24 protein-coding genes are annotated in these 25,144 nt (G+C 65.9%); 16 read left to right on the forward strand and 8 right to left on the reverse strand.

The genetic code is table 11. The features are described from left to right. Positions 1–4 precede the first annotated feature (4 nt). Positions 5–667: an HAD family hydrolase gene (locus tag AC1RAA_RS23945; RefSeq protein ID WP_070059991.1), complete on the forward strand. Its 663-nt coding sequence runs from the start codon at positions 5–7 to the stop codon at positions 665–667. On the opposite strand, the gene AC1RAA_RS23950 is transcribed toward AC1RAA_RS23945, so the two are convergent. After that, the gene (locus tag AC1RAA_RS23950) at positions 613–1,284 is read right to left on the reverse strand and encodes a lipocalin family protein (protein ID WP_492732115.1); all 672 of its coding nucleotides are present in this window, start codon (positions 1,282–1,284) and stop codon (positions 613–615) included. The genes AC1RAA_RS23945 and AC1RAA_RS23950 overlap by 55 nt on opposite strands. Positions 1,285–1,526: 242 nt before the next feature. Here AC1RAA_RS23950 and tal point away from each other — a divergent pair, with 242 nt between their 5' ends. From tal to AC1RAA_RS23965, 3 genes are all read left to right on the forward strand, one after another. Continuing rightward, a complete protein-coding gene (gene tal, locus AC1RAA_RS23955; RefSeq protein ID WP_062472658.1) occupies positions 1,527–2,483 on the forward strand; it encodes a transaldolase in 957 nt (318 codons plus the stop codon). A 2-nt stretch (positions 2,484–2,485) separates the two neighbouring features. After that, a complete protein-coding gene (gene pgi, locus AC1RAA_RS23960) occupies positions 2,486–4,039 on the forward strand; it encodes a glucose-6-phosphate isomerase (RefSeq protein WP_492732114.1) in 1,554 nt (517 codons plus the stop codon). Between the two features lie 173 nt (positions 4,040–4,212). After that, the gene (locus AC1RAA_RS23965) at positions 4,213–4,545 is read left to right on the forward strand and encodes a DUF805 domain-containing protein (RefSeq protein ID WP_062472662.1); all 333 of its coding nucleotides are present in this window, start codon (positions 4,213–4,215) and stop codon (positions 4,543–4,545) included. A gap of 53 nt (positions 4,546–4,598) precedes the next feature. Here the strand turns inward: AC1RAA_RS23965 and AC1RAA_RS23970 are convergent, their stop codons facing one another. Beyond that, positions 4,599–5,663 (reverse strand): 4-hydroxythreonine-4-phosphate dehydrogenase PdxA, encoded by a 1,065-nt coding sequence (locus AC1RAA_RS23970; protein WP_492732113.1) that lies wholly within the window; start codon positions 5,661–5,663, stop codon positions 4,599–4,601. A gap of 41 nt (positions 5,664–5,704) precedes the next feature. Then, positions 5,705–6,685, reverse strand: a complete 981-nt coding sequence (locus tag AC1RAA_RS23975; protein WP_492732111.1) for a Bug family tripartite tricarboxylate transporter substrate binding protein — start codon at positions 6,683–6,685, stop codon at positions 5,705–5,707. Positions 6,686–6,778: 93 nt separating this feature from the next. Between AC1RAA_RS23975 and AC1RAA_RS23980 the strand changes: the two genes are divergently transcribed. The 11 genes from AC1RAA_RS23980 to xylB all read left to right on the forward strand — a co-directional run bounded on the left by AC1RAA_RS23980 (position 6,779) and on the right by xylB (position 18,439). After that, entirely contained in the window at positions 6,779–7,714 is a 936-nt protein-coding gene (locus AC1RAA_RS23980; RefSeq protein WP_492732110.1) for a LysR family transcriptional regulator, read from the forward strand. Between the two features lie 183 nt (positions 7,715–7,897). After that, positions 7,898–9,208, forward strand: coding sequence for an ABC transporter substrate-binding protein (locus AC1RAA_RS23985; RefSeq protein ID WP_062472668.1), 1,311 nt, complete (start codon positions 7,898–7,900; stop codon positions 9,206–9,208). 58 nt (positions 9,209–9,266) lie between these two features. Further along, positions 9,267–10,124, forward strand: coding sequence for a carbohydrate ABC transporter permease (locus AC1RAA_RS23990; RefSeq protein ID WP_492732109.1), 858 nt, complete (start codon positions 9,267–9,269; stop codon positions 10,122–10,124). Between the two features lie 13 nt (positions 10,125–10,137). Then, the gene (locus tag AC1RAA_RS23995) at positions 10,138–10,962 is read left to right on the forward strand and encodes a carbohydrate ABC transporter permease (RefSeq protein ID WP_013539656.1); all 825 of its coding nucleotides are present in this window, start codon (positions 10,138–10,140) and stop codon (positions 10,960–10,962) included. A 17-nt stretch (positions 10,963–10,979) separates the two neighbouring features. Next, positions 10,980–12,017, forward strand: coding sequence for an ABC transporter ATP-binding protein (locus AC1RAA_RS24000; protein ID WP_062472672.1), 1,038 nt, complete (start codon positions 10,980–10,982; stop codon positions 12,015–12,017). A 91-nt stretch (positions 12,018–12,108) separates the two neighbouring features. Continuing rightward, positions 12,109–13,488: a D-arabinitol 4-dehydrogenase gene (gene dalD, locus AC1RAA_RS24005; protein ID WP_492732247.1), complete on the forward strand. Its 1,380-nt coding sequence runs from the start codon at positions 12,109–12,111 to the stop codon at positions 13,486–13,488. Beyond that, positions 13,485–14,273: an L-iditol 2-dehydrogenase gene (locus AC1RAA_RS24010; protein WP_095743731.1), complete on the forward strand. Its 789-nt coding sequence runs from the start codon at positions 13,485–13,487 to the stop codon at positions 14,271–14,273. Before dalD ends, AC1RAA_RS24010 begins: the two co-directional genes overlap by 4 nt. A gap of 26 nt (positions 14,274–14,299) precedes the next feature. Continuing rightward, positions 14,300–14,971, forward strand: coding sequence for a transaldolase family protein (locus AC1RAA_RS24015; protein ID WP_307583302.1), 672 nt, complete (start codon positions 14,300–14,302; stop codon positions 14,969–14,971). 23 nt (positions 14,972–14,994) lie between these two features. Next, the gene (locus tag AC1RAA_RS24020) at positions 14,995–15,963 is read left to right on the forward strand and encodes a carbohydrate kinase family protein (protein ID WP_492732106.1); all 969 of its coding nucleotides are present in this window, start codon (positions 14,995–14,997) and stop codon (positions 15,961–15,963) included. Between the two features lie 15 nt (positions 15,964–15,978). After that, complete coding sequence (locus AC1RAA_RS24025; RefSeq protein ID WP_062471853.1) at positions 15,979–16,920, forward strand: AraC family transcriptional regulator; 942 nt, start codon at positions 15,979–15,981, stop codon at positions 16,918–16,920. A 52-nt stretch (positions 16,921–16,972) separates the two neighbouring features. Then, complete coding sequence (gene xylB / locus AC1RAA_RS24030; protein ID WP_492732104.1) at positions 16,973–18,439, forward strand: xylulokinase; 1,467 nt, start codon at positions 16,973–16,975, stop codon at positions 18,437–18,439. Positions 18,440–18,603: 164 nt separating this feature from the next. Here the strand turns inward: xylB and groL are convergent, their stop codons facing one another. Both groL and AC1RAA_RS24040 read right to left on the reverse strand, forming a co-directional pair. Then, positions 18,604–20,259, reverse strand: coding sequence for a chaperonin GroEL (gene groL, locus AC1RAA_RS24035; RefSeq protein WP_042579049.1), 1,656 nt, complete (start codon positions 20,257–20,259; stop codon positions 18,604–18,606). A gap of 56 nt (positions 20,260–20,315) precedes the next feature. Further along, complete coding sequence (locus tag AC1RAA_RS24040) at positions 20,316–20,606, reverse strand: co-chaperone GroES (RefSeq protein WP_056572926.1); 291 nt, start codon at positions 20,604–20,606, stop codon at positions 20,316–20,318. A gap of 408 nt (positions 20,607–21,014) precedes the next feature. On the opposite strand from AC1RAA_RS24040, the gene AC1RAA_RS24045 reads away from it, so the two are divergent. Further along, entirely contained in the window at positions 21,015–21,329 is a 315-nt protein-coding gene (locus tag AC1RAA_RS24045; RefSeq protein WP_492732103.1) for a hypothetical protein, read from the forward strand. Between the two features lie 450 nt (positions 21,330–21,779). Here AC1RAA_RS24045 and AC1RAA_RS24050 read toward each other — a convergent pair whose 3' ends face one another. The 3 genes from AC1RAA_RS24050 to AC1RAA_RS24060 are packed head-to-tail and all read right to left on the reverse strand — an operon-like array spanning position 21,780 to position 25,140. Continuing rightward, the gene (locus tag AC1RAA_RS24050) at positions 21,780–22,631 is read right to left on the reverse strand and encodes a plasmid partitioning protein RepB C-terminal domain-containing protein (protein ID WP_492732101.1); all 852 of its coding nucleotides are present in this window, start codon (positions 22,629–22,631) and stop codon (positions 21,780–21,782) included. A gap of 47 nt (positions 22,632–22,678) precedes the next feature. Continuing rightward, entirely contained in the window at positions 22,679–23,575 is an 897-nt protein-coding gene (locus AC1RAA_RS24055) for a plasmid partitioning protein RepB C-terminal domain-containing protein (protein ID WP_492732099.1), read from the reverse strand. Beyond that, the gene (locus AC1RAA_RS24060) at positions 23,572–25,140 is read right to left on the reverse strand and encodes a recombinase family protein (protein ID WP_492732097.1); all 1,569 of its coding nucleotides are present in this window, start codon (positions 25,138–25,140) and stop codon (positions 23,572–23,574) included. Before AC1RAA_RS24060 ends, AC1RAA_RS24055 begins: the two co-directional genes overlap by 4 nt. Between the last annotated feature and the right edge of the window lie 4 nt (positions 25,141–25,144).

Consider the following 25,144-nt stretch of genomic DNA (forward strand, 5'->3'; position numbering starts at 1 on the left):
CGCCATGAACGTGGTTTTCGATCTTGGCGCCGTGCTGTTCGCCTGGGAGCCGGCACGGCTGGTCCAGGCCCATCTCCCCTCTCACGCCCCCACTGACGCCGCCGCCGCGGCCCTGGGCCGGGCCCTTTTCCATCACGACGACTGGACCGGCTTCGACTGCGGCACCCGCACGCTGGACGATGCCATCGCCCGCATGTCGGCGCGGCTGGCGCTGCCGGCCGAGTCGCTGCACGCCATGCTCGACGGCCTGGGGGAGCGGCTGGCGCCGATCGACGTCACGGTCGCGATGCTCGAAGAGCTGCTCGTGCAGCGCGACGCCGGCGAGCCGCTGCGCCTGTACTACCTGTCGAACATGCCCGTGCCGTTCGCCCGCGCTCTCGAGCGTCGGCACGCCTTCATGCGGCGCTTCGACGGCGGCGTGTTCTCGGGCGACGTGAAGTTTCTCAAGCCCGAGCGCGAGATCTACGAGCTGCTGGCCATGCGCCACGGCCTCGACCCCGAGCAGACGGTGTTCATCGACGACTCGGCCGCCAACGTCGAGATGGCCCGCGCCTTCGGCTGGCACGCCATCCATTGCACCGCGCCCGACAAGCTGCCGGCGCAACTGCAGCGCTACCTGCCGGTGAGCACCACCCTGTCGGTGTCGAACCCCAGGCTGCGGGCGTAGTCCAGTTCGGCCTGCAGCGCGTCGTCCTCCAGGCGCGGCGCGCGCGACAGCACCCAAAGGTACTCACGGTCGGGCGTGCCGACCAGCGCCACCTGGTAGTCGCGGTCGAGTTTCAAGATCCAGTAGTCGCCCCACACCAGCGGCAGCCAGCCCATCCAGGCGGGGGCGAAGCGCACCTGCAGCCGTCCCGCGCCGGGCTGGCCGGCCACGGGCACCACGCGCGCGCTGCCGATGGCTTCGTCGAAGTTGCCGTCGTCGCGCACGCAGCGGTTGCGCACCTGCACGGTGCCGTCGGCCTGCGGCGTGTACTCGGCGCTCACCGGGCCGGCGCACTGTTTCTGGAACCGGTTGGGCAGCCGCGCCTGTTCGTGCCAGACGCCGGCGTAGCGGTGCAGGTCGACCGGCGCCACCACCTGCAGCGGCGCGCGCATCAGCGGGGCACCGTCGGCCGGGCCGGCGGGCCGGGCACGGGCCGTGCGTGCGGCGCCCAGCGCGTACCAGGTGGCCACGCCGCCCACGACGAAGGCGGTGGCCATGGTGCCGATCGCGTGGCTGGTGCGGCGGTCGTCGAAGGCGCGACCGGCGGCGGTCGCGGGGCGTGGGGGGCGAGGGGTCATGAGGGCTCCTGGGGAAAGTCGTTCTCGGCGTGGATGCCGCGTCCCGTTCAGGGTGCCCCGGGCTGCGGCCGCCTGCCGTCAGCCGGGGACCACAGCCCCTGTAGGGCAGGGCGGCCGACAACCCTTCGCGCTGCAGGCCGATGGAGCTTCGCGAAAACCCGTGCTACGGTTCGCATGAAAACATCGACCGCCGCGCAACTGCGTGCAGGACTTGTCACACCCCTCCCCGGATAATTGATTTCATGAACCAACTCGATGCACTCCGCCAGTGGACCACCGTGGTTGCCGACACCGGTGACTTCAAGCAGCTCAGCATTTCCAAGCCGCAGGACGCGACCACCAACCCGTCGCTGATCCTCAAGGCCGTGCAGAAGGCCGAGTACCGGCCGCTGCTCGATGAAACCGTGAAGGCCCACGCCGGCAAGCCGCTCGACGAGGTCATCGACCGCCTGCTGGTGCGCTTCGGCACCGAAATCCTCTCCATCATCCCGGGCCGCGTGTCCACCGAAGTCGACGCGCGTCTCTCGTTCGACACCGCCGCCACCGTGGCCCGCGGCGAGCGCATCGTGGCGCTGTACAAGGCCGAAGGCATCGACACCGAGAAGCGCCTGCTGATCAAGGTCGCCTCCACCTGGGAAGGCATCGAGGCCGCGCGCCTGCTCGAGCAGAAGGGCATCCGCACCAACCTCACGCTGCTGTTCTCGTTCGCGCAGGCCGTGGCCTGCGGCGCGGCCGGCGTGCAGCTCATCTCGCCCTTCGTGGGCCGCATCTACGACTGGTACAAGAAGTCGGCCGGCGCCAAGTGGGACGAAGCCGCCAGCGCGGGCGCCAACGACCCGGGCGTGAAGTCGGTGCGCGAAATCTTCAACTACTACAAGCAGCAGGGCATCAAGACCGAGGTCATGGGCGCGAGCTTCCGCAACGTGGGGCAGATCCAGGCGCTCGCTGGCTGCGACCTGCTGACCATCAGCCCCGAGCTGCTGGCCGAGCTGGCCGCGAGCAACGAGCCGCTCACGCACGCGCTCGACGCCAAGGCTGCCGCGAGCGGCACGGCCGAGAAGGTGAGCTACGACGAAGCCGGCTTCCGCTTCGCGCTCAACGAAGACGCCATGGCCACCGAGAAGCTCGCCGAAGGCATCCGCGCCTTCGCGGCTGACGCCGTGAAGCTCGAAAAGCTCATGCAGGAAAGCGGCAAGTAAACATGACCATGACCCTGCGCTGTGACCGCGCGCCGGCCTGGGCGCAACTGCAGTCCAGCTTCGACACGGCCGGTCGCCAGTTCGATCTTCGCCATGCCTTCGTGGAGGACGCCGGGCGCTTCGCGCGCTTCAGCCAGGAGGCGCCGCACGTCTTCGCCGACCTGTCGAAGAACCTCATCGACGCGCGCACCGAGGCGCTGCTGTTCTCGCTGGCGCGCGAATGCGGCCTCGAAGCCCACCGCGACGCCATGTTCGCGGGTGCGCACATCAACAACACCGAAGACCGCGCCGTGCTGCACACGCTGCTGCGCGCGCCGGCCGACGCGGCCACCGGCCGCCAGACGGCCCACGAACTGCGCGAGGTGCACGCCACGCTCGACGCCATGCTGGCCTACGCCGAGAAGGTGCGCAGCGACCACACGATCACCGACGTGGTCAACATCGGCATCGGCGGCTCCGACCTCGGCCCGCAGATGGCCGTGCTGGCGCTCGCGGAGTTCGTGGCACCGGGCAAGCGCTTTCACTTCGTCTCGAACGTCGACGGCCACGAGCTGGCGGGCGTGCTCAAGGGCCTGGCGCCCGAGCACACGCTGTTCCTGGTCGCCTCCAAGACCTTCACCACGGCCGAGACGATGACCAACGCGCTCTCGGCCAAGCGCTGGTACGAGCAGTCGGGCGGCACCGACATCGCCGGCCATTTCGCCGCGCTCACCACCAACGTCGAGGCCGCGAAGCAGTTCGGCATCGACACCACCTTCGGCTTCTGGGACTGGGTGGGCGGGCGCTACTCGCTGTGGTCGGCCATCGGCCTGCCGATCGCGCTGGCCATCGGCGCCGACGGCTTTCGCCGGTTGCTGGCGGGCGCGCACGCGATGGACGAGCACTTCCGCACCGCGCCGCTCGAGCAGAATCTGCCCGTGCGCCTGGGCCTGCTCGACGTCTGGTACCGCAACTTCCACCGCTTCACGAGCCGCAGCATCGCGCCGTACCACAGCGCCCTGAAGCGCGTGCCGGCCTACCTGCAGCAGCTCGAGATGGAGAGCAACGGCAAGCAGGTCGACGCGAGCGGCGCGCCGCTGGCCTTCGGCACCTCGCCCGTGCTCTGGGGCGAGCCCGGCACCAACGGGCAGCACGCCTACTTCCAGATGCTGCACCAGGGCACCGACGTGATCCCGCTCGAGTTCATGGCGGTGCGCGACGCCTCGCACGACCTCGACGGCCACCACCCCAAGCTGCTGGCCAACGCGCTCGCGCAGGCGCAGGCGCTGATGGTCGGCAAGCTCGACGAGGGCGGCCACAAGAACTTCCCGGGCAACCGGCCGAGCACCTTCTTCGTGTTCGAGAAGCTCACGCCCGAAGCGCTGGGTGCCTTCCTCGCGATGTACGAGCACCGCGTGTTCACCAGCGGCGCGCTGTGGGGCATCAACAGCTTCGACCAGTGGGGCGTCGAGCTCGGCAAGGTGCTGGCGCGCGACATCGAACCGCGCCTGGCCTCGGGCGATGTCTCGGGGCTCGATGCCTCGACGGCCGGCCTGCTGCAGCGGGTGAGCGCCTGACGGCACACGTCACCGCAAGGCTTGCGAGCCTTGGCCAAAGGCTCTATTCACTAGGCCTTTAGGCCATTGGTTTGCAGCGCGGTGGCCGGTTTGGCCGAGTTTGTCGTTGCACAGTGCGCCGATATGATGGCCCCGGGGAAATTTCCCTGGGATTCATCAAGAGGAGCGAGTCAATGGACTTTCAAACAGCGGTCAAGACGTGCATCGCCAAGTACACCGATTTCACGGGTCGTGCGTCGCGTTCCGAGTTCTGGTGGTTTTTTCTGGCCCAGTTCGGCGTGCTCGTCGTGACGGGCCTGATCCATGAGTACGTGTACTTCATTGCAGCGCTGGCCCTGCTTCTGCCCGCCCTCGCGGTGGGCGTGCGCCGCCTGCACGACATCGGCAAGAGCGGCTGGTTCTTGCTGCTGTCGATCATCCCGCTGATCAATCTGGTGCTGATCTACTTCTTCGTTCAGCCGTCGCAGCCGGAGAGCAATGCTTACGGCGAACCGCCGAGCGCCTGATCTTTCTGCCAAGGGCCGCACACGCGGCCCTTTTCTTTTGAGGTGCTAGCAGCTCATGCCATCGCCGTCTCGACGGACGCGGGTGCAGCAGGCGCGCCGCTTGCCATCCGCGCGCACAGGTCGAAGGCCTGCTGCAGCCCTTCGATCTGCGCCACGCCCTGGCCGGCGATGTCGAAGGCGCTGCCGCTGGCCGAGGTGGCCACGGGCACGGGCAGGCCGCCGTGCAGGGTCACGCCCTGTTCGAAGCCCATGAGCTTCATCGCGATCTGGCCCTGGTCGTGGTACATCGACACCACCGCATCGACGTCGCCGCGCCGTGCGCCGATGAACACGGTGTCGGGCGAGAAGGGGCCGCGCGCGTCGTGGCCTTCGGCGCGCAGCTGTTCGATGGCGGGCGCGATGATCTCGATCTCTTCCATGCCGATCGAGCCGCCGTCGCCTGCGTGCGGGTTGAGGCCGGTCACGGCGATGCGCGGGTGTGCCACGCCGGCGCGGCGCAGTGCCGACGCGATGATCTTCACGGCGTCGCGCACGCCCTCCACCGTGATGTGCCGTGCCACGTCCTTCAGCGGAATGTGCGAGGTCACGCGCGAGGTCCACAGCGAGCCGGTGAGGTTGAACTCGCAGACGAAGCCGGTGACCGCGAAGCGCTCCTGCATGTAGCGCAGCTCGTCCTCGTGCACGAGGCCGCCCAGGCGCAGTGAATGCTTGTTGAGCGGCGCGAAGAGGATCGCGTCGGCCTGGCCGTTTCGCACGGCCTGCGTGGCCAGCTCCAGTGCTTCGAACGAGGCCCGGCCCGAGCGCTCGTTCGACTCGCCGAGCACTGGTTCCTCGCCCGCCATCCAGTCGCGCACGAGGAGGCTCGGACGGCCGTCCTCGAAGCGCAGGCTGTCGAGGGTGCTCACCTGCAGCGGCGCCAGCTTCGCGCCCGCCACGCGCTCGCCCGCGGCCAGCACGACGGGGTCGGCGATCAGCAGCACGCGCGCGGCGTCGAGGTTGCGCTGGCGTGCGAGCAGCTTCACGGCCATCTCGGGGCCGACGCCGCTGGGGTCGCCGAGCAGCACGGCGATGCGGGGTTTGGCGGAGGTCACGCGCGGGGTGGAGGAGGGGGTGGGCATGGTCGGATGTCTGAGGAAAGAAGAAGGGGGAAGGGAGGGCCTCACTCGGCCTTGATGCGCGCGTCGCGCACGAGCCGGCCGTAGTGGTCGAACTCCTGCCGGTTCATCGCCGCGAAGGGTTCGCCGGTCAGCGTGCCGGGCTCGCCGCCCAGGGCCTTGATGCGCGACTGCACGTCCGCCAGGCCCATCGTGCGCGTGAGTTCGGCGCTCAGCCGCTCGACCACCGGGCGCGGCGTGCCGGCCGTCACGTACAGGCCGTACCAGGTGGACACGTCGGCGCCCTTGACGCCCTGCTCGGCCAGCGTGGGCACGTCGGGCAGCTCGGGCGAGCGCTGCGGCGCGCTCACGGCCAGCGCGCGGAACTTGCCGGCGCGGATCTGGCCCATGGCCGAGGAGGTGCTGTCGAACATCATCTCGACCTCGCCCGAGATGATGTCGATGTGCGCCTGCGAGCTGCCCTTGTAGGGCACGTGGATCGAGGTCATGCCCGTGGCCAGGTTGAAGGCTTCGCCGCCCACGTGCTGCGTGCTGCCGATGCCCGACGACGCGTACTTGAAGCCGCCGGGCTTCGCGGCCATCGCGGCCAGCAGGTCTTTCACCGACTTGTAGGGCGAGCTGGCCGACACCACCAGCACGTTGGGCATCACGGCCACGAGGCCGATGGGTTGCAGGTCTTTCAGCGGGTCGTACTTGAGCTTGAGGATGTGCGGCGCCACGGCCTGCGCCGTGTTGGTGGCCAGCAGCAGCGTGGCGCCGTCGGCCGGCGCGCGGGCCGTGAGTTCGCCGGCGATGGTGTTCGATGCGCCGGGGCGGTTCTCCACCGTCACGGGCTGCTTGAGCACGGGCGCGAACTTGTCGGCCAGCACGCGCGCGAGGATGTCGGTGCCGCCGCCCGGCGAGGCGCCGACCAGGATGCGCAGCGGCTTGTCGGGGTAGGCCGGCTGCGCACCCGCGTTCAGGCAGCCAGCCAGCGTCAAGAGCGCCGCCAGGCCGGCACCGCGGGCCAGGGGAAAGAGGGTCATCGCGTCGTCTCCTGCTTGTTGTGGGCCCGAGCCTACGGAGCTTCTGGCGCGCGATCCAATCGAAAAAGGCCGAAGCTCCATATACTTTTGTGCATGAAACCCGGCCTCACCGACGCTTCGCTGATGCTGCATGTGAGGCCGCGCCAGCTGCTCCTGCTGGCCCGGCTCGATGCGCACCGCCACCTCGGCCGCGCGGCCGAGGCCATGAACATCAGCCAGCCCGCGGCCACCAAGCTGCTGCAGCAGCTGGAGGAGTCGCTGGGCGAACAGCTCTTCGAGCGCCTGGCGCGCGGCATGGCGCCCACGCCCTACGGCGAGATCCTGATCCGCTACGCCCACCGCGTGCTCAGCGACTTCGGCACCGCGCGCGAGGAAATGCTCGCGCTGCGTTCCGGCCTGAGCGGCGCGCTGCGCGTGGGCAGCGTGCCGGGTGCGGTGCCCGAGCTGCTGGCGCCGGCGCTGGTGGCGTACCACCTGCGTCATCCGCAGGTGGCCGTGTCGGTGGTGGTGGAGACCAGCGACCTGATGCAGGCGCAGCTGGAGCAGGGCGACGTCGACCTCGTGCTGGGCCGCCTTACCGACGGCCACGACGAGGCCAAGTACGCGAGCGTGCCGCTCTTGGGCGAGTCGCAGGTGGTCGTGGTGCGCGCCGCGCACCCGGTGTTCGAGCGCACGGCCACGGTCACGCTGGCCGAGATGGCGAACTGGTCATGGGTGCTGCAGCCGCCGGGCTCGCCGCAGCGCGGGCGCTTCGAGGCGGCGATGCGCGAGGCGGGCATCCAGGCGCGGCTGGACATCATCGAAACGGCATCACCCATCGCCATCACGGCGCTGCTGGAGAACTCCGACATGGCCGCCGTCATGCCGGCCTCGCAGGCCAACCATTACGGCCGGCTGGGCGTGCTGCGCACCGTGCCGGTCGAGCTGCCGGTGCGCGTGCCGCCGATCTGCCTCATCACCCGCGAGGACCGCGCGCTGTCGCCGGCGGCGGCGCAGTTCCGGCGTCAGCTGCTGGGCGGGCACGCGTGACGGGCGAGAACTTCAGTCGGACAGTTTTCCATCCTGAATTGCGTTAACTAGGGATTTCACTAGCCGACTGGTGCAACAGAGTACTGGTTGGGCCGCTCGAAATACCAAAATCGCAAGCGCGTTTCTCCAGAATCCGGGCACGGCGACCACGATACCGAGGCGTCGCTCACCCAAGGAGACACCATGAAGCGCTTTCTGAAAGCGGGCCTCGCCCTCGCACTCATCGGCACGGGCCTTGTGTCCCACGCCGCCACCGAACTCGTGATCGCGACCGTCAACAACGGCCACATGATCGAGATGCAGAAGCTCACGCCCTTCTTCGAAAAGGCCAACCCCGACATCAAGCTCAAGTGGGTCACGCTCGAGGAAGGCACGCTGCGCCAGCGCGTGACCACCGACATCGCCACCAAGGGCGGCCAGTTCGACGTGATGACCATCGGCCTGTACGAAGCGCCGATCTGGTCGAAGAAGGGCTGGCTGCAGCCCATCGCCACCGATGCCGCCTACGACGCCGACGACCTGCTGCCCGCCATCCGCGCCGGCCTGTCGCACGAAGGCAAGCTGTACGCCGCGCCCTTCTACGGCGAGAGCTCGATGCTCATGTACCGCAAGGACCTGGCCGACAAGGTCGGCTTCAAGATGCCCGAGCAGCCCACCTGGGCGCAGGTGAAGGAGCTGGCCGGCAAGATCCACGACCCCAAGGGCGGCCTGTACGGCATGTGCCTGCGCGGCAAGCCGGGCTGGGGCGACAACATGGCCTTCCTGACCACGCTGGTCAACACCAACGGCGGCCAGTGGTTCGACATGCAGTGGAAGCCGCAGATCGACACCAAGCCCTGGAAGGACGCGATCGGCTTCTACGTCGACCTCATGAAGGCCTACGGCCCGCCGGGCGCCTCGGCCAACAGCTTCAACGAGAACCTGGCGCTCTTCAACGAAGGCAAGTGCGGCATGTGGGTCGACGCGACCATCGCGGCCTCGTTCATCAGCGACCCCAAGCAGTCGAAGGTGGCCGACAAGGTGGCCTTCGCACAGGCACCCGTCGCCGTGACGCCCAAGGGCGCCAACTGGCTGTGGACCTGGAACCTGGCCATCCCCGCCAGCTCGACCAAGGGCGCTGCCGCGCAGACCTTCGTGAAGTGGGCGACCTCCAAGGAGTACGTCAACCTCGTGGCCAAGGAGCACGGCTGGGGCACGGTGCCCACCGGCACGCGCAAGTCGACCTACGCGAACCCCGAGTTCCAGAAGGTCGCCAAGTTCGCCGCCGCCGAGAAGAAGGCCATCGACAGCGCGAACCTCAGCGACAGCACCTTGCCCAAGTCGCCGTACGTCGGCGTGCAGTACGCGGCCATTCCCGAGTTTCAGGCCATCGGCGTGGCGGTGGGCCAGCAGATGAGCGCGGCGCTGTCGGGCAAGGTCACGGTCGACCAGGCGCTGAAGACCTCGCAGCTCGCTGCGGAGCGCGAGATGAAGAAAGCGGGCTACTACAAGTAAGCCGCGCTTCTTCCCCTCTCCCCGCGGGGAGAGGGCCGCAGCCTGAGAGGAACAGACCATGAAAAGACTCCTGCCCCGCGCCCTCATGGCGCCCGCCGTGCTCACGCTCTTCCTGTGGATGATCGTGCCGCTGCTGATGACGTTGTACTTCTCGTTCGTGAACTACAACCTCATGCAGCCCGGCGAACGCACGTTCGCGGGCATCGAGAACTTTCACTACTTCGTCACCGACCCCGACTTCTGGCCGGCCACGTGGAACACGCTGCTGCTCATCGGCAGCGTGATCGTCATCACGGTGGTGTTCGGCGTGCTGCTCGCGCTCCTGGTGAACGAGCCCTTCCCGGGCCGCGGCATCGTGCGCGTGCTGCTGATCTCGCCGTTCTTCGTCATGCCCGCAGTCAACGCGCTGCTGTGGAAGCACATGATGATGAACCCCATCTACGGCATCCTGGCCGACGTGTGGCGCTTCTTCGGCGCGCAGCCCGTGGACTGGCTCACCGACGTGCCGCTGCTCTCGGTGATCATCATGGTGGCCTGGCAGTGGCTGCCCTTCGCGTGCCTCATCTTCATCACCTCGCTGCAGTCGCTCGACCGCGAGCAGATGGAGGCCGCGCGCATGGACGGCGCGAGTTCGTTCCAGCGCTTCTTCTATCTCACCATTCCGCACCTGGGCCGCCCGATGGCGGTGGTGATCATGATCGAGATGATCTTCCTGCTCAGCGTGTTCGCCGAGATCGCCATCACCACCAATGGCGGTCCGGGCAACGAGAGCACGAACATGACCTACATGATCTTCAAGCAGTCGCTCATGAACTTCGACGTGGGCGTGGCCTCCGCCGGTGCGCTGTTCGCAGTGGTGCTGGCCAACATCGTGGCCGTGTTCCTCATCCGCATCATCGGCAAGAACCTCGACTGAAGAAGGAGCGACCATGCAACCCAGCAACTTCCTTCCCCAGCTGCTGCGCACCGTCGGTGCGTGGGCTGTGGCACTGCTCCTGTTCTTCCCGCTCGGCTGGCTGTTCCTCACGGCCTTCAAGACGGAGCTGCAGGCCATTCATGTGCCGCCGCTGTTCATCTTCGAGCCCACGCTCGACAACTTCGGCGAGGTGCAGCGCCGCAGCGACTACCTGCTGTACGCACGCAACTCGCTCATCACCAGCCTGGGCTCGACCATCCTGGGCCTCCTGATCGCCGCACCCGCCGCGTACTCGATGGCGTTCTTTCGCACGAAGAAGACGCGCGACATCCTCATGTGGATGCTCTCCACCAAGATGATGCCGGCCGTCGGTGCGCTGGTGCCGATCTACGTGCTCGCGCAGACCGCGGGCATGCTGGACTCGCTCACCGCGCTCACCATCGTGTTCACGCTGTCGAACCTGCCGATCATGGTGTGGATGCTCTACAGCGCCTACAAGGACATTCCGAACGAGATCCTCGAAGCCGCGCGCATGGACGGCGCGAGCCTGTGGACCGAGTTCCGCCATGTCGTGATGCCGCTGTCGGTCGGCGGGCTCGCATCGACCGGCTTGCTGTGCCTGGTGCTGAGCTGGAACGAGGCCTTCTGGGCGTTGAACCTCACCTCCGCCAAGGCCGGCACGCTGGCCACGCTCATCGCCTCGTACTCCAGCCCCGAGGGCCTGTTCTGGGCCAAGTTGTCGGCCGCGTCGCTGATGGCCATTGCGCCCATCGTCGTGTTCGGCTGGTTCAGCCAGAAGCAGCTCGTGCAGGGCCTGACATTCGGCGCCGTCAAGTAAAGAAAGGGAGACATCTCATGGCCTACCTCGAACTCAAGAACATCAAGAAGAGCTTTGGCGACGTCCACATCATCAAGGGCGTCGACCTGCAGATCCAGAAGGGCGAGTTCATCGTCTTCGTCGGGCCCTCGGGCTGCGGCAAATCGACGCTGCTGCGGCTGATCGCAGGGCTCGAACCCATCACCAGCGGCAACCTGCTGCTCGACAGCAAGGACATCACCTGGACGCCCTCGGGCAAGCGCGACCTGGCGATGGTGTTCCAGAGCTACGCGCTGTACCCGCACATGAGCGTGTACGACAACATGTCCTTCGCGCTGAAGCTCGCGGGCGTGGCCAAGGACGAGATCAGGACCAAGGTCGAGTACGCGGCCAAGACGCTGAACCTCACGCAGTACCTGGACCGCACGCCGAAAGATTTGTCGGGCGGCCAGCGCCAGCGCGTGGCCATCGGCCGCGCGATCGTTCGTGCGCCCAAGGTGTTCCTCTTCGACGAGCCGCTGTCGAACCTCGATGCGGCGCTGCGCGGCAACACGCGCGTCGAGATCCACAAGCTGCACCGCGCGCTCGGCGCCACCACCATCTACGTCACGCACGACCAGGTCGAGGCCATGACGCTGGCCGACCGCGTGGTGGTGCTGAAGGACGGGCTCATCGAGCAGGTCGGCACGCCGCTCGAACTCTACGACCGCCCGGCCAACCAGTTCGTCGCGCAGTTCATCGGCATGCCGTCGATGAACATGGTGGCGGCGAGCGCGATCCCGAGCTTTTCCGCCGCCACCGGCGGGCGCCTGCCGAGCGACGGCTTCCTGGGCGTGCGCCCCGAAGGCCTGCGCGTGCATCCGAAGCAGGGCGCGGCCGCCGGCGTGCCGGGCCGCGTCGAGCTCATCGAGGCGCTGGGCGCCGACACGCTGATCCACGTGGACGTGGGTGGTGTGCCGCTCATCGCGCGCCAGAACGAACGCACGCCGCTGCAGGCCGGCGACGACGTGGCGGTCGAGCTCGACCCGTCCGTGCTGCACCTGTTCAGCCGCGAAGGCCGCGCCGTCGCCGCCTGATCCGACGCCCCCTCACTTTCAACGGACCTTCCCCGTGACCCTCGCAGCAGCGGGCCTCGTGCCCACCCCACCGGCGCCTTCGGAATTCACGGTGCTTCACCTCGGCCTCGGCTCGTTCCATCGCGCCCACCAGGCCGTCTACCTGCAGCGGCTGATCGATGCGGGCGACACCCGCTGGTCGCTGTCGGGCGCCAACATCCGGCCCGACATGGCCGAGGTCGTTGCGGCGCTGCAGGCCCAGGGCGGGCGCTACACGCTCGAGACGGTGTCGCCGGCCGGCGAGTACCGCTACGAGCAGATCGAAGCCATCCGCGAGGTGCTGTCGTACGAGCCCTCGCTGGCCCCGGTGATCGCGCGCGGCGCCGCGCCATCCACGCGCATCGTCTCCTTCACGGTGACCGAGGCCGGCTACTACCTCGACACCAAGGGCAAGCTCGACCTGTCGTTCGCCGACCTCGCGGCCGACATCGAACGCGCGCGGCGCGGCGAGGCCGGCGAGACGATCTACGGCGCGGTCTGCGCGATCCTGCGGGCACGGCGCGCCGCGCAGGCGGGCCCCGTGACGCTGCTGAACTGCGACAACCTGCGCCACAACGGCGACCGCTTTCGCGCGGGCCTGCTCGAGTTCATCGCGCTTGTCGGCGACGCGCCGCTGCAGGCCTGGGTCGATGCCAACACCCGCTGCCCGAACGCGATGGTCGACCGCATCACGCCGCGCCCGCCGCCCGAGCTGCGCGCGCGCGTGCGCGCCGCCACGGGCCGCGACGACGGCGCGGCGGTCACGGGCGAGAGCTTCATCCAGTGGGTGATCGAAGACGACTTCATCGCCGGCCGGCCCGACTGGGGGCGCGTGGGCGTCGAACTCGTCGAATCGGTGCAGCCGTACGAAGAGGCCAAGATCCGCATCCTCAACGCCACGCACAGCTGCATCGCCTGGGCCGGCACGCTGGCGGGGCTGGGCTTCATCCACGAAGGCACGCACGACGCGGCCATCCGCCAGATGGCCTTCGACTACGTGACCGACGACGTCATTCCGTGCCTGAGCCCGAGCCCGATCGACCTCGCGGCCTACCGCGACGTGGTGCTCGACCGCTTCGGCAACCCCGCGATCCGCGACACCAACCAGCGCGTGGCGGCCGACGGCTTCTCGAAGATCCCGGGCTTCATCGCGCCGACCGTGCGCGAGCGGCTGGCGGCCGGGCAGGGCATCGACAGCGTGGCGATGCTGCCCGCGCTGTTCCTCGCGTTCCTGCAGCGCTGGCACCGGGGCGCGCTGCCCTATGCCTACCAGGACCAGAGCATGGACGACGCCGCCGCGCACGCCATCTGCGACGCGGCCGACCCGGTGGCGGCGCTGTGTGCCGATGCCGGGCTGTGGGGCAGCCTCGCGGGCGATGCGCGGCTGGTCGACGCAGTGCGCCGTGCCGGCGAGCGCGTGGCCCGCTTCATCGAAGAGAAGGCCGCGCCATGAGTGGCCGCCTGCAGGACCGCCATGTGCTGTTGACCGGCGCCGGTGGCGGCATCGGCCTGGCCGTGGCCGAGGCCTGCATCGCCGAGGGCGCGCGCTGCAGCGTGATCGACCGCGCGACCGCCGCGCCCGAGGCCGTGCGCGCGCTGCAGCAAGCCCACCCCGACACGCTCGCCTACATCGCGGCCGACGTGACCGACACGCAGGCCATCGCGCACATGCTGGCCGAGGCGCAGGTCGCCTTCGGCCCCGTCCACACGCTGTTCAACAACGCTGCCGTGTTCGACCTCGCGCCGCTGCTCGACAGCGACGAGGCCTCGTTCGACAAGCTCTTCGCGGTCAACGTGAAGGGCATGTTCTTCGTGATGCAGGCCGTGCTGCGCCACATGGTCGAGGCCGGCACGCCGGGCGCGTCGGTCATCAACATGGCCTCGCAGGCGGGGCGCCGCGGCGAGGCGCTGGTGTCGCACTACTGCGCGACCAAGGCGGCCGTCATCAGCTACACGCAGAGCGCCGCGCTGGCCATGGCGCCGCACGGCATCCGCGTCAACGGCATCGCCCCCGGTGTGGTCGACACGCCGATGTGGGACCATGTCGACAGCCTGTTCGCCAAGGCCGAGGGGCTGGCGCCGGGCGAGAAGAAGCGGCGTGTCGGCCTCGCGGTGCCGCTCGGGCGCATGGGCGTGCCGGGCGACATTGCCGGGGCGGCGGTGTTTCTCGCCAGCGACGAGGCGCGCTACATCACGGCGCAGACCCTCAATGTCGACGGCGGCAATGTCATGAGCTGAACCCTACCTTCCTTCCGCATTTCTGCATGAACGACGACTTCCACCTGTACCTCGACAGCGCCGACCTGGCCGAGCTGCAGGCCTGCCTGCCGCACCCGGTGGTGCACGGCGTGACGACCAACCCGACGCTGCTGCAACGCGCCGGCGTCGGGCGCTCCGATGTGCCCGGTCTGCTGAAACGTTGCATCGACCTGGGCGCGCGCCAGGTGCAGGCGCAGGTGTATTCGAGCGAGGTCGACGGCATGCTGGAAGACGCCGCCGTCCTGCTGCCGCAGTTCGACCCCGGCCAGCTCGTCATCAAGATTCCCGCCACGCGCCAGGGCCTGGACGCCGGCGCGCGGCTCATCGCCCAGGGCGTGCCCGTCACCTGGACCGCCGTGTACGCGCCCGAGCAGGCGCACTTCGCCGCGCAACTGGGCGCGGCCTATGCGGCGCCCTACCTCGGCCGGCTCGAAGACGCCGGCATCGACGGGCTGGCGCTCATCGCGCAGATGCAGTCGCTGGTCGCGCAACGGCCTTCTTCGGGCACGCGGCTGCTGGTGGCGAGCATCCGTTCGCGCGCGGCCTACCTGTCGCTGCTGGGGCTGGGCGTGGGCGCCATCACCATTCCGCCGCGCCTCTTTGCCGAGCTGCTCGACCATCCTGCCACCCTGGCTGCCGAAGCGGGTTTCCTGGCCGACGCCCGCGCCTTGCCCTGACAGAAGAAGAAAATCCAAGCACCATGCGCATTGCACTCACGGGCGAGGCCCTGATCGATTTCACCGCCGGCGAAGGCGGCACCCTGGCGTTCCTCGGCCACGAAGGCGGCTCGCCGCTGAACACGGCCGTGGCCTGTGCGCGGCTCGGGCAGCCGACCGGCTTTCTCACGCAGCTGTCCACCGACCTGTTCGGCGAGCGGCTGATGGCTTTTCTCGAACGCAACGGCGTCGACACCCGGCTCATCCTGCGCAGCGATGCGCCGTCGACGCTGGCGTTCGTCGAGCGCACGCCGCAGACCAACCGCTACGCCTTCTACACACGCGGCAGCGCCGACGCCACCTGGGCGCCCGAGCCGCTGCCGCAGCTGCCGGCGGAATGCCGCTTTCTGCACTTCGGCTCGATCTCGTTGCTGCAGGAGCCGGCGTCGTCGCGCATCGCCGACCTCGTGGCCGCCCACACGGGGCGCTGCGTGATCGTGTTCGATCCCAACGTGCGGCCCAGCCTGATCCCGGACATGGCCGCTTACCGCGCCCGCGTCACCGAGTGGTTCGCCATGGCCGACCTGGTCAAGCTCAGCGACGAAGACGCCGCGCTGCTCGCCCCCGGGCGGCCGGTCGATGTGCTCGCGGCCGAGTGCCTCACGGCCGGCGCGCGCGCCGTGGTCGTCACGCGCGGCGGTGCCGGCGCCACGCTGTGGCGCACCGGCAGCGCGCCGCTCACCGTGGCCGCGCCGCGCGTCGAGGTGGTCGACACCATCGGCGCGGGCGACACCTTCACCGCCGGGCTGTCGGTGGCGCTGCTGGCGCACGGCGTCGAGCATCCGGCGCAACTGGCTGAGCTCGGCGACGACGCCTGGCGCGCCGTGATGCGCTTCGCCGCCACCGCCGCGGCCCTGAACTGCACCCGCGAGGGCGCCGATCCACCGACGCTGGAAGCCGTTCGCACGGCGCTTTCGCAGGAAGACAACGAGGCCGTCGCTTCCCGGCCCTGATCGATCCGTGCCGCCATGACCACGACCACCCGCAAACGCGCGATCCCTCGCCAACGCCAACCCGAGCTGGAGCGCGACTTCGCACGCTCCCCGTCGCTGGGCTACGAGGCCCCGGAAGAAACCGGCCTGGTGCGCTGCCTCGCACACGGCTTTCCGAGCCCGCTGGTGCGATGGCACTTCCATGAAGACTACGAGCTGCACCTGATCACCGAGACCTCGGGCAAGGCCTTCATCGGCGACTGGATCGGGCCGTTCCAGCCCGGCCACCTCGTGCTGTGCGGGCCGCGCCTGCCGCACAACTGGATCTCGCTCGACGTACCCGAAGAAGGCGCCGCCGGGCGCGACCGCGTGATCCAGTTCCGTCACGAGCCCATCGAGCGCGCGGCCGCCGAGATTCCCGAGCTGCGCGACGTGATGCCGCTGCTCGACCGCGCGCGCCACGGCATCGAGTTCTTCGGCATGTCGGCGCAGGCGCTGGCGCACTGGGACGCCATCAAGGCCGCGCGCGGCGTGCGCCGGCTGGGCCTGTTCTGCGAGTTCATGGCCGACCTGGCGCAGTGCACCGACTACCGGCTGCTGTCGAGCGTGCAGATGCAGGGCGTGCAGGGCAGCGACGGCGATGCGCAGGTCGACCAGATCAACGACATCGTGAACCGCATCACCAACAACATGACCGACTCGATCTCGATGTCGGACGTGGCCGCCGAGCTGGGCATGAGCGAGAGCCGCTTCAGTCGCTTCTTCCGCCGCTCGACCGGCAACAGCTTCACCGACTTCGTGAACCGCGTGCGCATCAACAGCGCCTGCCACCTGCTGATGCAGACCGACCACTACGTGACCGACATCTGCTACCAGGTGGGCTTCAACAACGTGGCCAACTTCAACCGGCGCTTTCTCGAAATCAAGGGCATGACGCCCAGCGAGTTCAGGCGCCAGGCCGACACGCGCTTCGGCTGACTTCTTTCAAGGCGAACGCGCCCGCTCCGAAGGCGCCATCAGGGAGACCATCTTGTATCTGGGACTCGACCTCGGCACGTCCGAGCTCAAGGCATTGCTGCTCGCGGACGATCACCGCATCGTCGGCGTGGCACGCGCGCCGCTCACGGTCGACCGGCCGCAACCGCTGTGGTCCGAGCAGGCGCCTGCCCAGTGGTGGCAGGCGCTCGAGGCCGTCATGGCCGAGTTGCGCATCACGCATGCGAAGGCGCTGGCGCAGGTGCGCGCCATCGGCCTGTCGGGCCAGATGCACGGCGCCACGCTGCTCGATGCGGCGGGCGACGTGCTGCGCCCGGCCATCCTCTGGAACGACGGCCGCAGCGGTGCGCAGTGCGAGGCGCTCACGCGCGCCGTGCCGCGCCTGGGCGAGATCGCGGGCAACCTCGCGATGCCCGGCTTCACCGCGCCCAAGCTGCTGTGGGTGCGCGAGCACGAGCCCGAGGTCTTCGCCCGCGTGGCGCGCGTGCTGCTGCCGAAGGACTGGCTGCGCTTCATGCTCAGCGGCGAAGCGGTCAGCGAGATGTCCGACGCGGCCGGCACGCTCTGGCTCGACGTGGGCGCGCGCGACTGGTCCGACGAACTGCTCGCCGCCACGGGGCTTACGCGCGACCACATGCCGCGGCTCGTGGAAGGCAGCGAAGTCTCCGCGCTGCTCGAGCCGGAACTGGCGGCGCGCTGGGGATTGCGCGAGGGCGTGAAGATCGCCGGCGGCGCGGGCGACAACGCCGCCAGCGCGGTCGGCATGGGGCTCGTCGAGCCGGGGCAGGGCTTCGTCTCGCTCGGCACCTCGGGCGTGGTGTTCGTCTCGACCGACCGCTTCCTGCCGAACCCGGCACAGGCGATGCACGCCTTCTGCCATGCCTTGCCCAGGCGCTGGCACCAGATGTCGGTGATGCTCTCGGCCGCCAGCGCGGTGAGCTGGGCGGCGAAGACCTTCAAGTTCGCGGACGAGGCGGCGCTGCTCGAAGCCGCGGCCTCGGTCGCGCTGGCGGACCGGGCGCGTTGCCCGCTGTTCCTGCCGTACCTGTCGGGCGAGCGCTCGCCGCACAACAACCCGAACGCGCAAGGGGTGCTGTTCGGTCTCACGCATGCGCACGGCCCCGCGGAGATTGCCTACGCCGTGGTCGAGGGCGTGAGCTTCGGGCTGCGCGATGGCTTCGACACGCTGCGCCTGCCGGTCGACATGCCGCTGCGCGAAGTCGCGCTCGTGGGGGGCGGCGCGCGCAGTGTGTGGTGGGGGCAGTTGCTGGCCGACATCTTCCAGGTGCCGCTGACGCTCTATGCAGGCAGCGAGACCGGTGGCGCACTCGGTGCGGCGCGCCTGGCATGGCTGGCCGATGGTGGCGCGGTGGCCGAGGTGTGCACGCTGCCGCCGGTCAAGCAGCAACTGGTGCCTTCGTCCGAAGGGGACGATGGGCACAGGACGCGGCATGCGCGATTCCAGGTGCTGTACATGGCGCTGCGCGACCAGTTTCGATAAGCGAGCGCATCTGATCGCCCCATGAAAAAAGCCCCGCCGAAGCGGGGCTTTTTTCTATTTCGCGAAACACCGCGGAACCGGCTTTGCCGGGCCGCAGGTGTTGCCCCCGGTAGGGGGTTGGCGTAGCGGACACGAAGTGCCGCGCAGCCTGGGGGCGAGCGAAATTACATGCCCATGCCGCCCATGCCGCCCATGCCACCCATGTCGGGCATGCCACCGCCGCCGGCGCCGGACTCGTCCTTGGGTGCGTCAGCAACCATGGCTTCGGTCGTCAGCAGCAGCGAGGACACCGAAGCGGCGTTCTGCAGTGCGGTGCGGGTGACCTTCGTCGGGTCCAGGATGCCCAGCTCGAGCATGTCGCCGTACGTGTCGTTCGCAGCGTTGAAGCCGTAGTTGCCCTTGCCGGCCAGCACAGCGTTCACCACCACCGAGGCTTCGCCGCCGGCGTTGTTCACGATTTCGCGCAGGGGCGCTTCGATGGCCTTCAGCACCAGCTTGATGCCGGCTTCTTGATCAGCGTTGTCGCCCTTGACCGACTCGCCCACGGCTTGCTTGGCACGCAGCAGAGCCACGCCGCCACCAGCCACAACGCCTTCTTCCACTGCAGCGCGGGTGGCGTGCAGGGCGTCTTCGACGCGAGCCTTCTTTTCCTTCATTTCGACTTCGGTGGCAGCGCCAACCTTGATCACTGCCACGCCGCCGGCCAGCTTGGCCACGCGCTCTTGCAGCTTTTCACGGTCGTAGTCGCTGGTCGCTTCTTCGATCTGAACGCGAACTTGCTTCACGCGGGCTTCGATGTCACCAGCAGCGCCAGCGCCGTCGATGATGATCGTGTTTTCCTTGCCCACTTCGATGCGCTTGGCTTGACCCAGGTCGGCCAGCGTCACCTTTTCGAGCGTCAGGCCCACTTCTTCAGCGATGACCTTGCCGCCCGTCAGGATGGCGATGTCTTCCAGCATGGCCTTGCGGCGGTCGCCGAAGCCAGGAGCCTTCACAGCCACGACCTTCAGGATGCCGCGGATCGTGTTCACGACCAAGGTCGCCAGGGCTTCGCCTTCGACTTCTTCGGCAATGATCAGCAGCGGACGGCCAGCCTTGGCGACTTGCTCCAGCACGGGCAGCAGGTCACGGATGTTGCTGATCTTCTTGTCGAACAGCAGCACGAAGGGGTTGTCGAGCAGCGCCGATTGCTTCTCGGGGTTGTTGATGAAGTAGGGCGACAGGTAGCCGCGGTCGAACTGCATGCCTTCGACGACGTCGAGTTCGCTGTCCAGCGACTTGCCGTCTTCCACGGTGATCACGCCTTCCTTGCCGACCTTGTCCATCGCGTCAGCGATGAGCTTGCCGATGGTTTCGTCGCTGTTGGCCGAGATCGAGCCGACTTGCGCGATTTCCTTCGAGGTGGTGGTGGGCTTGGAAGCCTTCTTCAGCTCGGCGACCAGGGCCGTGACAGCCTTGTCGATGCCGCGCTTCAGGTCCATCGGGTTCATGCCGGCAGCCACCAGCTTGAAACCTTCGCGAACGATGGCTTGTGCCAGGACCGTGGCGGTCGTGGTGCCGTCACCAGCGTTGTCGCTGGTCTTGGAGGCCACTTCCTTCACGAGCTGGGCGCCCATGTTCTGCAGCTTGTCCTTGAGTTCGATTTCCTTGGCGACCGACACACCGTCCTTGGTCACGGTGGGGGCGCCGAACGAACGCTCGAGCACCACGTTGCGGCCCTTGGGGCCCAGGGTCACTTTGACTGCGTTGGCCAGGATGTTGACACCCTCGACCATGCGTGCGCGGGCTTCGCCGCCGAAGACTACGTCTTTTGCTGCCATGATGAATTAACTCCGAATGGATTGAATTTGGATGGGATCGAAAGGGAGGAGAAGAATTACTTCTCGACGACTGCGAACAGGTCGTCTTCCTTCATCACGAGCAGTTCGTCGCCATCGACCTTGACGGTCTGGCCGCTGTACTTGCCGAACAGGACGCGGTCGCCGACCTTGACGGTCAGTGCGGCCAGTTCGCCCTTGTCGTTGCGCTTGCCCGGGCCCACGGCCAGGACTTCACCCTGATCGGGCTTTTCGGCGGCTGCGTCGGGGATGACGATGCCGGAGGCGGTCTTGGTTTCGCTGTCAACACGCTTGACGATCACGCGATCGGCCAAAGGACGAAGTTTCATTGCATCTCCTGGAAGGGTAAGAAACGGGTTTGTTTGTGGTCGGGCGCCGGAGAAACCGGCGACCTGTCGACTGGATGGGAGGGCTGTTAGCACTCGTCAGCAGCGAGTGCTAATCATAAGGGCATTCGATGACCTTTCAAGGGCGGCGCCCTTGCCGCCGTTTGGCACCGCCGTGCTTTTCCGGGGAAACACTGCGGAACGCCAGTGATGTTTCGTGAGCACGCCACTGGACATTCGTTTTCTTTTAATTTACCCGGGTTAAATTTGATTCGTCGGCGCAATGGGCTTGCTGCGAGGAGGTAATGAGACTGGCAAAGTCAGTCAAAGTTGTTGCCACTAACGATTTCCTGTCCACCTGCGGCGCAGAATTCGTTTTTCCTCAGCACGGGCCTCTTTAGGGGTGGACACATGGACAAGGAAGACGTGATGGTGCTTCTCGAAGCGAACCTGCAGCCCATTTGGGAAGAGCAGTTTGAGCAGTCGGCCCGCATCACCACGGTGCGCTTCTTGCTCGAAGACTTGTTCGCGGACAAGTACTCCGACCGGCTGTCAGAGTTCACAGCTCGGATGGAGCGACTCTTGGAGATGACGCGTAACGCACCAGTGAAAGGCGGGCCCGCGGGTGTGGAGCAGTTGAAAGAGATGCAGGTGCGCGTTGCAACGCATCTCGACCGATTCCGGGGCGAAACCGAGCGAAAGATCGTGGCACGATCCTCGAAGTAAGGCACTCTCCATGCCTAATTCTGAACCAGCGATGACGCAAGATCATCCTTCTCATCGAAAACTTGCCATCGCGTCGTACTCAGCAATGAAAAAACCTCGCAAGCCTGTCGCAATCGCCGATTGCACGTTGACCTGTCAGAAAGCATGGCTGGAAGAGTTCAAAGGCGCATTTCGCGAATTCGCAGGCGGCGAACTCGACGAAAATTGGCTTGACGATGTCTGTCGTACCATCTATTTGTACTCGCCTGGTCAGAGCCCGCGGTACATGGCGAACCTGATGAACGCAGTCATGATGTTTGAAGTTCCAGCCTCTCCGAAGGCCAGACACGGATTACGCTGTCGAGCATACCGGCGGAGCAGGAAATGCGGCTGGGGTCACTGGACGCCGAGATGGTAGTTCCCGAGCTCCGAACGTCAGTCAGTGCAGATGGGGTGCTCTTCCATGTTCGACTATTGCAAGGGGAGTTCTTTAATGTCTGCGATCCGTTGCAGTTGCTGCAGGTACTCGGGCTTTTGCTTCGCGAGCCATCGAACGACTGCGGCGTTCTCCAGCAACGATGTGCCGATGTAGGTTTTGATGATCTCCAGCTGAAGACTTGCAGGCCCGTAGTCCTCTTCAAGCAGCCGAGTATCGGCTTGCATAGCCGACAGTTCTCGCTCTAGACGTACGATCGCCTCGACAGGACCTCCTCGCTGTGTTTTGGCTGCAGATCCCTTCATGAGTTGATCCGAAGGGGTGTTCTGCAGCATCGCAGCCGCCAGCTTTATCGAGTAGTTTCCGAGATTGATCATGGTCTGTACAACATCGATCTGTCGGAATGGTTTCATCTGCTTGAGAATAGGAAACATGCCGTAGGTAGCGGGCTTATCGGCCAATAGCGCCACAGCTTCGCTACAAATTCCCTCAAGCAACCGGAATTTCTCTCGGATAGCGCCGGGCGACACATCGAGCGCTTCCGCCAACTGCTGCACGGAGACCCCCCGCTCAGCCGCTCGCACAATCATGCGATGTGCCTGCACCACAGAGAGGCGGTTCACCCGCTTGTTGTAGGTATAACCTTCATCGTCAGTGGAAATTAGGCAAAGCACTCGCTGCACCCCAAACTCGCGCAACACCTCTATCCGAACTCGGCCGTCGAGCACAAAAAAAGAGCGCTCTTCCGAACGATCAAGCGAAACAACAATAGGCTCGACTAGTCCAATCGCATGTATCGAACTACGGATCTGCCGATATTTTATGGATTCCTTGATGCTAGCCGGCAATGGGACTAGACAATGGATCTGGTCCAGAGCGATATCCATACAGTCCCGTTCGAATCCAAGGCGAACCGGTTTCGGTGACGCCTTCGTCATCGCCTTGGGCCTCCATGAAGCAGCAGGTCGGCAAGAGGTTGCGGAACGGTTGCTAGCTTCTCGGCTTCAAGGGTTTCGCAAAACTCCTTGTCGGAAAATAGCTCCTTGAAAATCTGCCGAACCAAGAGTAGCGACTGGTGCACGTACTCGGATTTTTTCCGAATTCTCCGATGCACCTCTACATCCTTCTTATAGAGCTTCCCCAAGTCTTCCGGCGTCATGGGCTGGCGATTCAGAGGCTTTGATAATGAGTCAAATCCACTCTTTCCGCTGCGGGCACGCTGTCCCAATATCTTGCGAGCGACCGTCACCTTTTGGCCTTTTAGCTCCCCGCACTCGTATGCGTCCAGCAGCAATTTTTGCGCCTCGTTATCGCTGGCCCGCGAGATGCTGACGGCCAGGTTTAGAGGAATTTGGCCGGCCTCCGCTGCCGTCAGCAGTCGCTTTTCTCCGCGCTCCAAAAGGTGACTCACGTTGTTCACCCAAGAGGAGGTGCAACCCAATTTCGTCGCGATTTCTGCGTCGCTATACCCGCGCTGTCTGAGAACTCGAACCTGTTCCATCGTCTCAACTGCACTCGGTGTGCGTCGAGCAATGTTCTCCACGATGCTCATGACATGGCCAGTCTCATCGCTAACGTCTAGTACGAACGCCGCGATTTCGGTCTCGCCCAGCGATTTGCAAGATTCCAGCCGTCCCTGCCCGCAGATCAGTGCGTACGGCATTTCACCTTCGCCTGCTAGAACACGGCGGACGGTGATCGGCCTCTTGAGGCCAACTCTTTCGATGCTGTCGGTTATGGTCTTGTGAATTTTTGGATTGCGAACGCGTGGGTTGACAACGGCGATTGCAGCGATCGGGATCATCTCGATGCGAGATGGTTGATTTGTCATCCGACCTCCGGAAGCGGCACTCTCCCCGCCATCTGATAGATGATCTCCAACGAGTCAGTGCGATAGGCGTCTAACGTGAATCCATTGTCTTCAAGGACCGGCAACGTGTCCGTTGAGAAGTCAATTGCCGGGAAAACATAGTAGTCATGAGCACTGCGATTGGATGGATCCATGCGCGCCACAACCGTTACATCGGGGTGAAGGCTTGCGTCAAACCGGATGCGCCATCGATAGGTTCCCGCTGCTGTCGGCTTGCATCGTGCAATGACCAGCGTCATGGTGAACTCACCATTAATCGTGAGCAGATCGGTAACGCCATTTCGCACTGCCCACCCCCCATTCTTCTCGATGCCGGAGGTAATCTCGTTGACCAATTCTGGGTGACGCCTGCGCAGAGCCTTGTTGATCTCTAGGTAGGCATAGTCACGTCGAGGGGTGTAGCCGATCAGGCTATAGGCTCGAAGCAAGCTGCCAAAGCGGCTTCGGTAAGCGGAACTAGAAGGCGCATCACCGTCTTCATCGATCAAAATTCCAGATAGCGCGCCATGTTTTTCCAACGTCTGCCGCAGAATCCCCAGCATCTGACTGTCGTCCAAATGAAGCGAACGTTCTGCGATGATGGCTTGCGCCTGCGCGAACATCTCAATTGGGACGATTGCTTCGAACGCCCCATCCCGTCGAACCCACTGTTCCGGTGGATTGCGCACATGTTGGACCTTCAGCTTGAAGGACGATCGGTTGTAGACGTTATGGCCTATGTATTTTTCGTTGGTGAGAATTTGATGAATGGTGCCCCGCGTCCATTGAATGCCCGCATCGGAGGTCAAGCCTTCACGATTGAGAACAGAAGCGATAAGCCGCTCTGACATGCTCTCTTGGAGAAAGAGTCGATAGATGCGGTGCACGAGCGCAATCTCTTCTGGAGGCCCCGGCACCAACACTACGCGGTCCGTCTGGATGCTCTTCCTCTCTCCACGCGGAAGTAGTCCCTTGACGTTGTGCTGTTCGTCAATAAGTTGCCGCCGAAGGCCGAAGCCGGGTGCACCGCCCTGGCGATATCCGTGTCTGACGATGTTGCATGCGCCGGCGAAGACTTTGACAGAGAGTTCGCGACTGTATTCAGCCGCCATGCTGCGCTTGATGCCAATGAAGACGGTCGATGGCAGCGACCCATCATTGTTGAAAGGTTCTGCACAGTAAATCACTCGAATGCCGCGGCTTTTGCACGCATGCACGTAGGCTGCGGCTTCGTCCGGATCGGGAAACCGTCCCCAGCGACTGATGTCATAGACAAGTACTGCCTGAAACCCCGGGAACGGCTCTTCAACGTCATGCAGCAGCGTCTGCAGCCCGTTGCGCCCCTTGAGGTTCAAGCCGCTCTTGCCGGAGTCCTCGTAGGTCTTAACGATCCGCATGCCATGCAAGCTTGCGTACTCGGATATTGCTGCCGTCTGATTCTCAGTGGAGTACTTCTGATGCTCGGTGGACATGCGAACGTACTGGGCTACCGGTATTCCGGCTTCCCTCAAATCCTCGTCAATGAACGCCGCGCTTTGGTCTGACACTCAG

The sequence above is a fragment of the Variovorax sp. GW823-FHT04F07 genome, from assembly GCF_058795995.1.

What these genes read in the sequence shown, in the direction of transcription:
- AC1RAA_RS24050 (WP_492732101.1), bottom strand. Translation starts at nt 22,631, where the DNA reads ATGGATATCGCTCTGGACCAGATCCATTGTCTAGTCCCATTGCCGGCT.
- pgi (WP_492732114.1), top strand. Translation starts at nt 2,486, where the DNA reads ATGACCATGACCCTGCGCTGTGACCGCGCGCCGGCCTGGGCGCAACTG.
- AC1RAA_RS23980 (WP_492732110.1), top strand. Translation starts at nt 6,779, where the DNA reads ATGAAACCCGGCCTCACCGACGCTTCGCTGATGCTGCATGTGAGGCCG.
- AC1RAA_RS23975 (WP_492732111.1), bottom strand. Translation starts at nt 6,685, where the DNA reads ATGACCCTCTTTCCCCTGGCCCGCGGTGCCGGCCTGGCGGCGCTCTTG.
- AC1RAA_RS23995 (WP_013539656.1), top strand. Translation starts at nt 10,138, where the DNA reads ATGCAACCCAGCAACTTCCTTCCCCAGCTGCTGCGCACCGTCGGTGCG.
- AC1RAA_RS23965 (WP_062472662.1), top strand. Translation starts at nt 4,213, where the DNA reads ATGGACTTTCAAACAGCGGTCAAGACGTGCATCGCCAAGTACACCGAT.
- AC1RAA_RS23985 (WP_062472668.1), top strand. Translation starts at nt 7,898, where the DNA reads ATGAAGCGCTTTCTGAAAGCGGGCCTCGCCCTCGCACTCATCGGCACG.
- AC1RAA_RS24015 (WP_307583302.1), top strand. Translation starts at nt 14,300, where the DNA reads ATGAACGACGACTTCCACCTGTACCTCGACAGCGCCGACCTGGCCGAG.
- AC1RAA_RS24045 (WP_492732103.1), top strand. Translation starts at nt 21,015, where the DNA reads ATGGACAAGGAAGACGTGATGGTGCTTCTCGAAGCGAACCTGCAGCCC.
- AC1RAA_RS24040 (WP_056572926.1), bottom strand. Translation starts at nt 20,606, where the DNA reads ATGAAACTTCGTCCTTTGGCCGATCGCGTGATCGTCAAGCGTGTTGAC.
- AC1RAA_RS23950 (WP_492732115.1), bottom strand. Translation starts at nt 1,284, where the DNA reads ATGACCCCTCGCCCCCCACGCCCCGCGACCGCCGCCGGTCGCGCCTTC.
- AC1RAA_RS23945 (WP_070059991.1), top strand. Translation starts at nt 5, where the DNA reads ATGAACGTGGTTTTCGATCTTGGCGCCGTGCTGTTCGCCTGGGAGCCG.
- tal (WP_062472658.1), top strand. Translation starts at nt 1,527, where the DNA reads ATGAACCAACTCGATGCACTCCGCCAGTGGACCACCGTGGTTGCCGAC.
- AC1RAA_RS24020 (WP_492732106.1), top strand. Translation starts at nt 14,995, where the DNA reads ATGCGCATTGCACTCACGGGCGAGGCCCTGATCGATTTCACCGCCGGC.
- AC1RAA_RS24000 (WP_062472672.1), top strand. Translation starts at nt 10,980, where the DNA reads ATGGCCTACCTCGAACTCAAGAACATCAAGAAGAGCTTTGGCGACGTC.
- groL (WP_042579049.1), bottom strand. Translation starts at nt 20,259, where the DNA reads ATGGCAGCAAAAGACGTAGTCTTCGGCGGCGAAGCCCGCGCACGCATG.
- AC1RAA_RS24010 (WP_095743731.1), top strand. Translation starts at nt 13,485, where the DNA reads ATGAGTGGCCGCCTGCAGGACCGCCATGTGCTGTTGACCGGCGCCGGT.
- AC1RAA_RS24055 (WP_492732099.1), bottom strand. Translation starts at nt 23,575, where the DNA reads ATGACAAATCAACCATCTCGCATCGAGATGATCCCGATCGCTGCAATC.
- AC1RAA_RS24025 (WP_062471853.1), top strand. Translation starts at nt 15,979, where the DNA reads ATGACCACGACCACCCGCAAACGCGCGATCCCTCGCCAACGCCAACCC.
- AC1RAA_RS23970 (WP_492732113.1), bottom strand. Translation starts at nt 5,663, where the DNA reads ATGCCCACCCCCTCCTCCACCCCGCGCGTGACCTCCGCCAAACCCCGC.
- AC1RAA_RS23990 (WP_492732109.1), top strand. Translation starts at nt 9,267, where the DNA reads ATGAAAAGACTCCTGCCCCGCGCCCTCATGGCGCCCGCCGTGCTCACG.